The 12,462-nt window shown below is 71.6% G+C and carries 11 protein-coding genes; 5 read left to right on the forward strand and 6 right to left on the reverse strand.

Annotation, left to right across the window (positions count from 1 at the left end):
• Positions 1–132: 132 nt before the first annotated feature.
• The 3 genes from ACIP8Z_RS30115 to ACIP8Z_RS30125 are packed head-to-tail and all read left to right on the forward strand — an operon-like array spanning position 133 to position 3,079.
• Positions 133–1,458: a DUF2252 domain-containing protein gene (locus ACIP8Z_RS30115; RefSeq protein WP_402089067.1), complete on the forward strand. Its 1,326-nt coding sequence runs from the start codon at positions 133–135 to the stop codon at positions 1,456–1,458.
• 58 nt (positions 1,459–1,516) lie between these two features.
• The gene (locus tag ACIP8Z_RS30120) at positions 1,517–2,203 is read left to right on the forward strand and encodes a hypothetical protein (protein ID WP_319309677.1); all 687 of its coding nucleotides are present in this window, start codon (positions 1,517–1,519) and stop codon (positions 2,201–2,203) included.
• Positions 2,204–2,263: 60 nt separating this feature from the next.
• Positions 2,264–3,079, forward strand: coding sequence for a thioredoxin domain-containing protein (locus ACIP8Z_RS30125; protein ID WP_319308670.1), 816 nt, complete (start codon positions 2,264–2,266; stop codon positions 3,077–3,079).
• A gap of 54 nt (positions 3,080–3,133) precedes the next feature.
• Here ACIP8Z_RS30125 and ACIP8Z_RS30130 read toward each other — a convergent pair whose 3' ends face one another.
• The gene (locus ACIP8Z_RS30130; protein ID WP_402089070.1) at positions 3,134–4,672 is read right to left on the reverse strand and encodes a PQQ-binding-like beta-propeller repeat protein; all 1,539 of its coding nucleotides are present in this window, start codon (positions 4,670–4,672) and stop codon (positions 3,134–3,136) included.
• A 198-nt stretch (positions 4,673–4,870) separates the two neighbouring features.
• On the opposite strand from ACIP8Z_RS30130, the gene ACIP8Z_RS30135 reads away from it, so the two are divergent.
• Positions 4,871–6,520, forward strand: coding sequence for an alkaline phosphatase D family protein (locus tag ACIP8Z_RS30135; protein ID WP_402089073.1), 1,650 nt, complete (start codon positions 4,871–4,873; stop codon positions 6,518–6,520).
• 336 nt (positions 6,521–6,856) lie between these two features.
• Positions 6,857–7,834, forward strand: a complete 978-nt coding sequence (locus ACIP8Z_RS30140; RefSeq protein WP_402089076.1) for a zinc metalloprotease — start codon at positions 6,857–6,859, stop codon at positions 7,832–7,834.
• A 65-nt stretch (positions 7,835–7,899) separates the two neighbouring features.
• Here ACIP8Z_RS30140 and ACIP8Z_RS30145 read toward each other — a convergent pair whose 3' ends face one another.
• From ACIP8Z_RS30145 to lspA, 5 genes are all read right to left on the reverse strand, one after another.
• Positions 7,900–8,469 (reverse strand): dienelactone hydrolase family protein, encoded by a 570-nt coding sequence (locus ACIP8Z_RS30145; RefSeq protein ID WP_402089079.1) that lies wholly within the window; start codon positions 8,467–8,469, stop codon positions 7,900–7,902.
• 54 nt (positions 8,470–8,523) lie between these two features.
• Complete coding sequence (locus ACIP8Z_RS30150) at positions 8,524–10,110, reverse strand: Na+/H+ antiporter (protein WP_402089081.1); 1,587 nt, start codon at positions 10,108–10,110, stop codon at positions 8,524–8,526.
• A 110-nt stretch (positions 10,111–10,220) separates the two neighbouring features.
• Positions 10,221–10,697, reverse strand: coding sequence for a GNAT family N-acetyltransferase (locus ACIP8Z_RS30155; protein ID WP_402089083.1), 477 nt, complete (start codon positions 10,695–10,697; stop codon positions 10,221–10,223).
• Complete coding sequence (locus tag ACIP8Z_RS30160) at positions 10,694–11,635, reverse strand: RluA family pseudouridine synthase (protein WP_073916813.1); 942 nt, start codon at positions 11,633–11,635, stop codon at positions 10,694–10,696. The genes ACIP8Z_RS30155 and ACIP8Z_RS30160 overlap by 4 nt, the downstream gene beginning before the upstream one ends.
• Before the next feature lie 51 nt (positions 11,636–11,686).
• Positions 11,687–12,310, reverse strand: coding sequence for a signal peptidase II (gene lspA, locus ACIP8Z_RS30165; protein ID WP_402089085.1), 624 nt, complete (start codon positions 12,308–12,310; stop codon positions 11,687–11,689).
• Positions 12,311–12,462: the final 152 nt, after the last annotated feature.

The following is a 12,462-nucleotide window of genomic DNA, read 5'->3' on the forward strand; positions in this document are numbered from 1 at the left end:
TGGGGGGACAGCGTCGAAGTCTACGTCGCCGGACTGACAGCGGCCGGGCACTCGCGGGTACCGTCGCGCGTTGGGAGACAGGAACACCTGTCCCATTTGTCTACGCACGGCTTCGTACCAGGAGGCACCTCGATGTCGGTCCCCCAGCCCACCGCCACGGAGCGCGGTGAGCACATTCTCGCCGTCTTCGACACCGCCTTCGGCGAGCTCCTCGCCGCCGACCCCGCGGCCTTCCGCGTCAAGTTCCGGAAGATGGCCGGCTCGGCCTTCGCCTTCTACCGGGGCACGGCCTGCCTCTTCTACGCCGACCTGGAGCGGGAGGCCCACGGCGGCCCCTACCTGGACGAGCGCACCGGCCGGGTCTGGATCCACGGCGATCTGCACGCCGAGAACTTCGGCACGTACATGGACGCCAACGGGCGGTTGATCTTCAACGTCAACGACTTCGACGAGGCCTACGTCGGCCCCTTCACCTGGGACCTCAAGCGGCTCGCGGCCTCGCTCGCCCTCATCGGCTACGCGAAGGCGCTGAGCGACGAGCAGATCAGCCACCTGGTCCGGATCTACGCCGCGTCCTACCGGGAGCGGATCCACGCCCTCGCGACCGGCGCGAAGAACGACGAGCTGCCCCCGTTCACGCTGGACACGGCCGAGGGCGCGCTCCTCGACGCGCTGCGCGACGCCCGCTCCATGACCCGCTTCGGGCTCCTCGAGTCGATGACCGAGATCCGGGACTACGAGCGCCGCTTCTCCGCGGGCGGCGGCGCGATCGAGCTGGACGCGGCCGCGCGGTACAAGGTCCTGGCGGCCTTCGACGGCTATCTGGAGACCCTGCCGGAGTCCAGCCTGTCCCGCCCCGACTCGTACCGGGTCAAGGACGTGGTCGGGCGGCGCGGGATCGGCATCGGCTCGGCCGGCCTCCCCTCGTACAACATCCTCCTTGAGGGCAACAGCGACGCCCTGGAGAACGACGTCGTGATCTACCTCAAGCAGGCGCAGACCCCGGCGGTCTCCCGTCATGTGACGGACGCGGCGGTACGGGAGTACTTCCAGCACGAGGGCCACCGCACCGTGATCTCGCAGCGGGCGCTCCAGGCGCACGCCGACCCGTGGCTCGGCTGGACGGAGCTGGACGGCGCCGGGCAGCTGGTCGCGGAGGTCTCGCCGTACGCGGTGGACCTCGACTGGTCGGACATCGACGACCCGCAGGACATCGCGGCCACCGTCGCCGACCTGGGCCGGGCGACGGCGACCATGCACGCGGCGGCGGACGAGTCCAGCGGGCACTCGCTGGTGCCGTTCTCGACGGAGCGGGCCATCGACGCGGCGATCGCCGCCGACGAGGAGGGCTTCGCGGATCTCCTGGTGGACTTCGCCCACGCGTACGGGGCGCGGGCGCGGGCCGACCACCAGATCTTCGTGGACCTCTTCCGCAACGGCCGGATCCCGGGGCTGTAGCCGTTCACAGACTGGCTTTAAGGGCGTTTTACGGACCGGCATGGCACACTCCACGACGATGGACATGGCAGGGACGCAGCTGAGGGCGCTGCGGGCGGCGTTCTTCACGGCACTGGTCGTGACGCTGTCCGTGGCGTCCCACGTGCTGCTCTCACGCGTGCCGCTGCCGCTGGGGACGGTCGTCCCGGTCGCGGTCGGCGTCTTCGCCGTGGCGTACGCCCTGGCGGGCCGCGAGCGGGGCCTCGGCCCGATCGCCGGGCTTCTCGTCCCGCTGGAACTGGCGGCCGACACGCTCTTCACCAGCGGCCAGGCGGTCTGTTACGGCGCCGCCGGCGGCCCGGTCGCCGGATCGCTGCGCGCGGTCGGCGTGGAGGTGTTCTGCGGCGGCGCCGTCGGCACCCCGCTGCCCGGCGTGGCCGCACCCGCGAGCGGCACGGCCGCCGCGCTCCTCGACTCCCCCGACCCGGCGCTGCCCTGGCTGCTGCTCCTGGCCCACGTGGGCGTCGGGCTCTTCGCGGCGGTCTGGCTGCGCGGCGGGGAGCGGGCGCTCGCCCGGCTGCTCGGCGCGGTGGCGGCCGTCGCGTTCCGGCCGCTGCTCCTGGTGGCGGCCTTCTTCCGTACCGGTGGTCCGGCGCCGCGGCGCGCCGGGCGGCCCGCGGGGCGGCCCCGGCCCTCCCGTACCCGGCTGCTCACCCACTCCGTGGGACGGCGGGGACCGCCGTGCCCGCGCCTCGCTCTCGTCTGAGCGACGCGCACCAGGCACGCGGTACCCCCTCACTTCCTCACCGTCACGGAGATCACGATCATGAGTGCACGCAACAACCAGGCCAACAAGGCTGCCGCCCGCGAGCGTCTGCGCGTCGAGCGCGAGCGCCAGGCGAAGAAGGACCGGGCCCGCCGGCAGCTCGTCGTCGGCGTCTCGGCCGTGGCCGTCCTCGCCGCCGCCGGCGGCATCGGCTACGCGGTGGTCCAGTCGAACCAGCCCTCCGCGTGGGAGTCGGCTGCGAAGGCGACCACGGTGACCGCCCCGAAGAACACCTCGGGCACGAACGGCACGACCGTCGTCGTCGGCAAGCCGTCCGCGAAGAAGACCCTGGAGCTGTACGAGGACTCGCGCTGCCCGGTCTGCGCGACCTTCGAGCAGTCCGTGGGCTCCACGGTCGAGAAGGACGTCGAGGCCGGCAAGTACAAGATCAAGTACGTCGGTGCCACGTTCATCGACGACGCCGCCACGGGCGAGGGCTCGAAGAACGCCCTCTCGGCGCTCGGCGCGGCCCTCGACGTGAGCCCCGAGGCCTTCCTGAAGTACAAGGCGGCCCTCTACTCGGCGAAGTTCCACCCCGAGGAGAACGACGACAAGTTCGCCAAGGACTCCTACCTGCTGGAGGTGGCGGACTCGGTGCCGGCGCTCAAGGGCAACGCCGCGTTCAAGAAGAACGTCGAGAACGGCACCTTCGACGCCTGGGCGATGAAGATGTCGAAGGCCTTCGACGACAGCGGCGTGACGGGCACCCCGACGCTGAAGATGGACGGCAAGCCGGTCACGGTGGCGGGCTCCGACAACCCGCCGATGACCGTGCCGGAGTTCGACACGGCGATCGCCACGGCCCTCAAGGGCTGACCCGGACCGGCCGGACGGCCTCCTTCGCTCCCTGACCCGCGCCCGCTCGGCGGGTCAGGGGGCGAAGGAGAGCATGCGGGGCTCGTGCTGGGCGTCGTCGCCGCTCAGACCGGCGGGCGTGATCACGAGCCGGTCGCCGACATAGGCGTTCTCCCCGACGACGCCCATCCCGAACTCGACCCCCGCGGTGGCGGCGGGGAGCCGCAGCACGTCCTTGATGGTGTCCACGCCGCCGGGACCGACCCGGATGACGCGCCCGGGGGACTTGAGCGTGCCCAGCTGGTAGACGGTCCCGGTCCTGCCCGGTCCGACGCTCAAGGGGTAGTAGCCGTACGAGGTCTCCTCGGCCTTCACGCCCCAGACCAGCTTTCCGGTGCCGAGGTCGTAGGCGCCGACGCGGTCGGTGCCGCCGAGCAGCACGAGGCCCCCGCCGACGACGGCCTCCCGGCACGACTGGACGTTGTCGCTGGTGTCCACGGAGTCCCCGCAGTGGGTGAATCCCTTCCCCCGGGCGTCTATGGTCCTGCGGACCTTGCCGTCGGGCGCGAGGGCGACGACCCGCCAGTCCTTCCCGTTCGTGTCCTTCTTGACGCTGGTGATCACGGCCGGGTCGACGGAGAGCACCTGGCCGACCTGCCATCCCGGCGCGGCCCTGAAGCGCCAACGGACCTTGCCCGTCGCCGGGTCGACCTCCCGGACCTGGCTGTACGCCTTCTCCATGGAGGTGATCGCGCAGTCGGCGACCACCAGCAGCCGGGTGCCGCCGGCCACCCTGCCGGGGTAGCACTTCCCGGGGTCCTCCATGGGGATGTCGTACAGCTTCCTCCCGTCGGCGACCTGGTACGCCGAGGCCTTCATGCTCTGGACGATCGCGAAGGTGCCCCCGCTGACGGCGCTGTCCACGATGATCGTGTCGTCCCCCGAGCCCGTCTCGGGCAGCTGCTTGTGCCAGCCCGCCCTGCCGGTGCGCAGATCGATCATCCGGAGCTGGTTGCACCGGGTCCCGGTCCAGGCCTCGACGTTCTTGAGGACGATGACGACCTTCCCGTCGGGGGTCGCGTTGACCGGGGTCTCGCAGACGGGGGTCGGGAGGTCGACGCTCCACAACTGGGCGCCGTCGCTGAGCCGGTGGGCGACGACCCTCTTGTAGATGGCCTGGACGGCGGTGTCGCCGACGATCCAGAGGTCCTCGGTCGGGATGTTCCGGTGGGGCAGATCGGTGCGGTCGTCGACGATCCAGGCACCGGCCTCGCCGGCCCGGCGCTGCCGGGCGATCTCCGCGGTGGTGGGCACGCGGGAGGGCGACGGGGTGGGGCTCGCGGTCTTCTCCGGCGGCGCCGTGGTCTTCGGCGGCGCCGTGGCGTTCGGGGCGTCGCTCTCCGATCGGGCTCGGTCCGCTCCGGAGCGCTCACGGAGGAGGTGGGCGCCCGAGCCGACGAGCAGCAGCAGCGCGAGGACCGCGGCGACCAGCGGCCACCGGCGACGGGGAGGGCGGGGCGGTGGCGGGCCGTACCCCTCGGGGGCGTACGGGTTGTCCGGTACGGGCCAGGACGGCGGGCGGTGCCTGTACCAGGGCTCGTTCGACTGCGACATCCGGTTCCCCCCGTGTCGTGGCGAGCGGCCTCCCTCCGCAACTGCCTCACGGAAAGCCGTTCTGATCCCGGGTCAGGTTAGCGACCGCCGGGAAGGTGCCACCGCCGCGGGGTCGGATGCGACCGGGGGGCGACGATCCGGCGAACTTTCCCGCAAGCCCCTCCCCACCCACCGTACCCGCCAGTAATCTGACTGCCCGTGACCAGTCGTTTCATATCCTCCGCCCCCACGCGGCGCACGGTCGTCAAGGCCGCCGCCGTCACCGCCGTCACCGCGCCCGCCCTCCTCGGCGCGGCCGCCACGGCCCACGCGACCCCCGGGGCACCCGCGTTCCTCCACGGCGTCGCCTCCGGCGACCCGCTGCCCGACGGCGTCCTGCTCTGGACGCGCGTCACCCCCACCCCCGAAGCCGTGCCCGGCTCCGGCCTCGGCCCCGACGTCCAGGTCGGCTGGGAGCTCGCCGAGGACCGCGGCTTCGCGCGGATCGTGGCCTCCGGCACGAGCACGGCGAGCGCCGGCTCCGACCACACGGTGAAGGCGGACGTCCGGGGCCTGCGCCCGGCCACCTCCTACTGGTTCCGCTTCACCGCGGGATCCACCGTCTCCCCCGCCGCCCGCACCCGCACCACGCCGGCCGTCGACGCCGCCGCGCCCGGTGTCCGGTTCGGTGTGGTCTCCTGCGCGAACTGGGAGGCCGGCCACTTCTCCGCGTACCGCCATCTCGCCGCCCGCGCCGATCTGGACGCGATCCTCCACCTCGGCGACTACGTGTACGAGTACGGCAGCGGCACCTACCCGGAGGCGAAGTACACCGTCCGGCGGCACGAGCCGCGCCACGAGATCGTCTCTCTGGCCGACTACCGCACCCGGCACGGCCACTACAAGACGGACGCCGACCTCCAGGCGCTGCACGCGGCCCACCCGGTCATCGCCATCTGGGACGACCACGAGTTCGCCAACGACGCCTGGGAGGGCGGGGCCGAGAACCACACCCCCGGCGCCGAGGGCGACTGGGCGGCCCGGGTCGCCGCGGCCAAGCAGGCCTACTTCGAGTGGATGCCGGTCCGTACGTCCACCGAGGGCACGGTCTTCCGGCGGCTGCGCTTCGGCAAGCTGGCCGATCTGCACCTCCTCGACCTGCGTTCGTTCCGCTCCGCGCCGGCGAAGACCGGCAGCGGTTCGGTCGACGACCCGGCGCGCAGCATCACCGGCCGCGCGCAGCTGGACTGGCTGAAGTCCGGGCTCGCGGGCTCGGACGCGACCTGGCAGTTGGTCGGCACCTCGGTGATGATCTCGCCGATCGCCTTCGGTGCCCTGCCCGCGCACCTCCTGGAGCCGCTCGCCGAGCTGATGGGCCTGCCGAAGGAGGGGCTCGCGGTCAACGTCGACCAGTGGGACGGCTACACGGACGACCGCAAGGAGCTGCTCGGGCACCTCACCTCGCGGGCGATCCGCAACACGGTGTTCCTGACCGGCGACATCCACATGGCCTGGGCCAACGACGTGCCGGTGAAGGCGGCGACGTACCCCTTCTCGGCGTCCGCCGCGACCGAGTTCGTGGTCACGTCGGTGACCTCGGACAACCTGGACGACCTGCTGCACGTGGCCCCGGGGACGCTCTCGGTGGTGGCCGCGGGCGCCGTCAAGGCCGCCAACCGGCACGTGAAGTGGGTGGACATGGACCACCACGGCTACGGCGTGCTCGACGTGACCGCCGAGCGCTCGCAGATGGACTACTACACGGTCTCGGACAAGACGGACCCGGCCGCCACGACGTCCTGGGCGCGCTCGTACCGGACGCTGAGCGGAACCCAGCGTGTCGAACGGGTGTACCAGCCGGTGCACTGATGTTTCCCTGACGGCTCATTAGCGATGCTTTTCGGCCATGATCTCTTCTGTTAACGGGAGATCACATCGCTACGGCGGGTGGCTGGTTTCGGAGATCGAATCCGGACACACCACCCGCCTCCGTCACCTCAGCTGTTACGTCGAGATCTCAAACTCCGGAAGCAGCACAAGATTTTCTTCCCGATGACCCGAATTGCCCCCTGAATGATTGGGCTTGATCACTCCTCAACGCTGGCTGACATGGACGCGTAATCTCCCCGGCGTGGCGGAGGAAGTTCCTCCCCCCACCCCCCACGAGGAGTCACCATGCGTGCTCTTGTCCGCATATCCCCGCGTATGTCACGTCGGATGCTCGGTACGGCCGTCATGGCCGGAACCCTGGCCCTTGCCCCGCTCTCCGCTCCGGTCGCGAGCGGCACCACCACCGCCACCCTGGCCGGCGCGTCCGCCGAGGAGTGCGCCGACGACGCCGGCGCCCTCTCCGGTGCCCGCAAGGCGCGCGGCGCCGACGGCCACGCCGCCGAGCCGAACGAGGTCACGGCCGCCAAGGCCGCGGCCATGGACGCCGATTTCAAGAAGAAGCTGTCCGCCGCCCGCTCCGAGGCCCGCCTCAGCGGCTCCGCCGGCAGAGCCGCCGCGGTGGTGAACATCCCCGTCTACTTCCACGTCATCCACTCCGGAACGACGGGCAAGCTCTCCGCGAGCGCGATCACCAGCCAGATGAACGTCCTGAACGCGGCCTACGCGGGCCAGGGCACCGGCAATGTGAACTCCAACTTCCAGTTCACCCTGGCCGGTACCGACTACACGGACAACGCGTCCTGGTACAACCTGTCCTCCGGCTCCACCGCCGAGAAGCAGATGAAGCAGACCCTCCGGAAGGGCGGCGCGGGCGCGCTGAACTTCTACACCGCCAACCTGGGCGGCGGCCTCCTCGGCTGGGCGACCTTCCCGTCCTCGTACGCCTCGAGCCCGTCCATGGACGGTGTCGTCGTCCTCGACGCCTCGCTCCCGGGCGGCTCCGCGGCCAACTACAACCAGGGCGACACCGCCACCCACGAGGTCGGCCACTGGATGGGCCTCTACCACACCTTCCAGGGCGGCTGCAGCGGCAGCGGTGACGGCGTGGCCGACACCCCCGCCGAGAAGAGCCCCGCCTACGAGTGCCCGACCGGCCGTGACACCTGCACCAACAAGGCCGGTGTGGACCCGATCCACAACTTCATGGACTACACGTACGACGCCTGCATGTACCAGTTCACCTCGGGCCAGGTGACCCGGATGAACGACTACTGGACGGCGTACCGCGCCTGATCCGGCCGAACACGGGTGTGGCCCCCGGGGAACTCCCCCGGGGGCCACACCCGTTCGCCGCGGTCCTACAGGCTGTCCACGAAGGCCAGCCCCACCGACCACGTCCGGTCGGCCGACTCCTCGTCCCAGTCGGGCAGCTCGGGGTCCGTGTACACGTGCCCCGCGCCCGGGTAACGGTAGATCTCCACGTCCGCCCCGGCCTTGCGCATCTGCAGGTACCAGGAGGACAGCCAGTCGTGCGTCTCGAACGGGTCGGGATCGGCCACGTGCAGCTGCACGGGAAGCTCGTCCACCGACACGTTCGGCGCGAGGTCCGACGTGCCGTGGAGCAGCAGCAGCCCGCGCGCCTTCTCGTCACCGAGGGCCAGGGTCTGCGCGACGGAGGCACCGAAGGAGAAGCCCGCGTAGACCAGACCGCGCTCCGAGTACGGGGCGGCGGCCAGGATCGCGCGCTTCAGCAGCTCGTCCTTGCCGATCTCGTCCCGCTTCGCCATGCCCTCCTCCACCGAATCGGTGGTCCAGCCGTCGAACAGGTCCGGCACCCACACCTGGTGCCCGGCGGCCCGCAGCCGGTCGGCCGCGTCCCGGACGGCCGGGCGCAGCCCGTACACCGAGTGGAAAAGCATGATGTCCATACCCGCCATCCTGCCACCCCCCACCGACGGTCACCGAACCCGCCGACACGACCCTCACCGCATGCTGCGCACGTCCAGCTGCCGCAGCACCCGGTCCACCACCTCCGGGTCGGCGCCCGGCTCGCTGCGCGCCGCGAGCACCTCGTGCCGTGCGGCCGACATCAGCTCCCGCTGGATCCGCTGCACCGCCTTGAAGCGCTTCGTCCGCTCGACGAACGCGGCCCGCCGCTCCTCGTCGACCATGTCCGGACTGATCCGCGCCCCGATGTCGTACGCCCCGCGCAGCAGCCGCTCCTGGACCTCCTCGGGCAGCTCCTCGACCTCCTCGATCTCCTTGAGCCTGCGCCGGGCCGCCTTCGCCGCCCGGATGGCGAGATCCCGCTCCAGGACCCGCTCGGCGTCCGCGTCGGCCCGTACGCCGAGCCGCTTCACCAGCCAGGGCAGGGTGAGCCCCTGGACGACGAGCGTGGCGATGATCACGCAGAAGGCGATGAAGATGATCTCGTCCCGGCCGGGGAAGGGCGCGCCGTCGTCGGTACGGAGCGGGATGGCGAGCGCGAGCGCCACCGAGGCCACGCCGCGCATCCCCGCCCACCACATGACGATGGTCTCGCGCCAGCTGGTCGGGATCTCCTCGTCGACGTCCCGGCGGGTGTGCAGCCGTTTCGCCAGCCAGGTCGCCGGCAGCAGCCACAGCAGCCGGACGCCGACGACCACCCCGACGACGGCGGCGCCCCAGCCGAGCATCTGCAGGCCGCGCCCCTCGGCCACGCCGAAGACATGGACGAGTTCGAGGCCGATGAGGCCGAAGGCGATGCCCGTGACGAGGGTGTCGACGATCTGCCAGAAGGTCTGCCCGGCGAGCCGGCCCATCACGTCGTCGGCGTCGGCCGCGTGCTCGGCGATGAAGAGGGCGGTGACCAGGACGGCGAGGACGCCGGAGCCGTGCAGCTCCTCGGCGAGGACGTAGCTCACGAAGGGCACGAGGAGGGTGAGGCCGGTCTGCAGGGTGGCGTCGCCGAGCAGCCCGATGAGCTTGTTGGAGAGCCAGCCGAGCGCCAGGCCGATCGCCACCGCCACCACCGCGGAGAGGACGAACTCGCCGAGCGCGTCGGGCCAGGAGAAGGAGCCGCTGACCGCGGCGGCGATGGCCACGTGGTAGAGCACGATCGCGGTGACGTCGTTGAAGAGGCCTTCGCCCTCCAGGATCGACACCAGCCGCCGCGGCAGCCCGAGCGAGCCGGCCACGGCGGTCGCCGCGACCGGGTCGGGCGGGGCGACGAGGGCGCCGAGCGCGATCGCGGCGGCCAGCGGAAGCCCGGGCACGAGGGCGCCCGCGACGGCGCCGACGGCGGCCGTGGTGACGAACACGAGGGCGACCGCGAGCAGGAAGATCGGCCGCCTGTTGGCCGCGAACTGCCGCCAGGAGGTCCGCTGCACGGAGGCGTAGAGCAGCGGCGGCAGCACCAGCGGAAGGATGAACTCCGGCGGCACCTCGACGTTCGGTACGAAGGGCAGGACCGCCAGTCCGATCCCGACGAGGGTCATCAGGACGGGCGCGGGCAGTCCGAGCCGCTCGCCGAGGGGGACCGTGAGCAGCGCGCCGAGCAGCAGCAAGAACAACAGGGCCAATTGATCCACGGACACACCCTGTCACGTATGTCCGTTTTAAAGACGACTGCCCCCTGTGTACGCCCGCTCGCGGCGGGTGTGACAGGGGGCGGTCGGGCGCTCCTGGGGCCGCGCGGGCCCTACAGGGCCCTGCGCATGGCCCGGTGCGGCATGTCCGCGTCCGGGAACTCGGGGCCGTACGCCTCGTAGCCGAGCCGCTCGTAGAAACCGAGCGCGTGGGTCTGCGCGTGCAGGTCGACGGCGGTCAGACCGCGCTCGCGCGCCACGTCCTCGATGCCCCGCACGAGCGCCGCGCCGACACCGAGGCCGCGCGCGGCCTTGGAGACCGCGAGCCGGCCTAGGGAGCCCACCGAGGCGTCGGCGCCGGTCTTGCCGACCGCGTCCGCCCCGAGGAGGAGCCTGCCGGTGCCCAGCGGCAGCCCGTCCTCGCGCACGGCGAGCACGTGCACCGCGGTGGCGTCGTACGTGTCGTACTCCAGCTCGGGCGGGACGCCCTGCTCGCCGACGAAGACCTCCCGGCGGACGGCGAAGCAGGCCTCGCGGTCCTCGGGACCGGCCGCCTCACGGACGCTGTACACGGAGTGCGGGGCGCTCACTGGCTCTCCGCCGCGATCCGGTCCAGGGCCTTCTGGAGGTCCTCGGGGTACGTGCTGGCGAACTCGACCCACGAGCCGTCGCCCGGGTGCTCGAAGCCCAGCCGGACCGCGTGCAGCCACTGCCGGGTCAGCCCGAGGCGCTTGGCGATCGTCGGGTCGGCGCCGTACGTCAGGTCACCGACGCAGGGGTGGCGGTGGGCGGACATGTGCACCCGGATCTGGTGGGTGCGGCCCGTCTCCAGCTTGATGTCGAGCAGCGACGCCGAGCGGTACGCCTCGATCAGGTCGTAGTGCGTGACGGACGCCTTGCCGTCGGCGGTGACCGCCCACTTGTAGTCGTGGTTCGGATGCCGGCCGATGGGGGCGTCGATGGTGCCGCTCATCGGGTCGGGGTGGCCCTGCACCAGCGCGTGGTAGCGCTTGTCGACCGTGCGCTCCTTGAACTGGCGCTTGAGCGAGGTGTACGCGTACTCCGACTTGGCGACCACCATCAGACCGGAGGTGCCGACGTCGAGGCGGTGCACGATGCCCTGGCGCTCGGCGGCGCCGGAGGTGGAGATGCGGTACCCGGCGGCGGCGAGGCCGCCGATGACCGTGGTGCCGGTCCAGCCGGGGCTGGGGTGCGCGGCCACACCGATCGGCTTCATGATCACGACGATGTCGTCGTCGTCGTGGACGATCTCCATGCCCTCGACGGGCTCGGCGACGATCTGCACGGGCGCGGCCGCGCCCGGCATCTCGACCTCGAGCCACGCGCCGCCGCTCACCCGCTCGGACTTGCCGACGACGGAGCCGTCGACCTGGACCTTCCCTGCGGCGGCCAGCTCGGCCGCCTTCGTACGGGAGAACCCGAACATACGGGCGATGGCGGCGTCGACGCGCTCGCCCTCCAGGCCATCGGGAACGGGCAGCGTGCGGATCTCGGGACTCGTACTCACTCGTCGAGTATGCCTTGCCCCGAGGTGCTCGGGTCGCGCGGCCGGATCGGCTCAGTCCTTGTGGACGGTGCCGTCGGGGTCCAGGCCCCGGAACGACAGGATCACGATGAGGATGCCGCCGCAGACGATCGCCGAGTCGGCGAGGTTGAAGACGGCGAAGTGCGCGGGGGCGATGAAGTCGACGACCGCGCCCTCGAAGACGCCCGGGGAGCGGAAGATCCGGTCCGTGAGGTTGCCCAGCGCGCCGCCGAGCAGCAGACCGAGCGCGATCGCCCAGGGCAGGCTGTACAGCTTCCGCGCCAGCCGGATGATCACGACGATCACGGCGGCCGCGATGCAGGTGAAGATGATCGTGAAGGCCTCGCCCATGCCGAACGCCGCACCCGGGTTCCGGATGGCGTCGAAGCGCAGCAGGTCACCGACGACCTGGATCGGCTCGTGGCCCTCCAGCTTGGCGACCACGAGCATCTTGCTGCCCAGGTCGAGCAGGTAGGCGAGCACGGCCACGACGAACAGGGCGAGGATCCTGCGCCTGCCCTTCGGCCGCTCCTCGGGAGCGGCCGACCCGTCGGCGGGCGTGGCCGTACCGTCGGCGGCCACCGTCTCGTCGGAGGCGGCCGGCTCCTCGGCCCCTGCTGAATCCGGCGTACCGATGATGCGCTCCGCCTCTGCCACGTGAGTGAGTCCCTCGACCTCGATGCCTGACCGTGCACCGAGGGTACGGCACAGGCGTACGAGACCGGCAGCCGAGATCACCGGCCGCGCCGCCCACCGCCGTCGGCCACGCCGCCCTCAGCCGCGCCGCCCACCGCCGTCGGCCGCACCGG

It is taken from the genome of Streptomyces sp. NPDC088553 (assembly GCF_044752965.1).
GTDB lineage: Bacteria > Actinomycetota > Actinomycetes > Streptomycetales > Streptomycetaceae > Streptomyces.

Coding starts and splice junctions, on each gene's coding strand:
- ACIP8Z_RS30115 (WP_402089067.1), top strand. CDS start 133: ATGTCGGTCCCCCAGCCCACCGCCACGGAGCGCGGTGAGCACATTCTC.
- ACIP8Z_RS30120 (WP_319309677.1), top strand. CDS start 1,517: ATGGACATGGCAGGGACGCAGCTGAGGGCGCTGCGGGCGGCGTTCTTC.
- ACIP8Z_RS30125 (WP_319308670.1), top strand. CDS start 2,264: ATGAGTGCACGCAACAACCAGGCCAACAAGGCTGCCGCCCGCGAGCGT.
- ACIP8Z_RS30130 (WP_402089070.1), bottom strand. CDS start 4,672: ATGTCGCAGTCGAACGAGCCCTGGTACAGGCACCGCCCGCCGTCCTGG.
- ACIP8Z_RS30140 (WP_402089076.1), top strand. CDS start 6,857: ATGTCACGTCGGATGCTCGGTACGGCCGTCATGGCCGGAACCCTGGCC.
- ACIP8Z_RS30145 (WP_402089079.1), bottom strand. CDS start 8,469: ATGGACATCATGCTTTTCCACTCGGTGTACGGGCTGCGCCCGGCCGTC.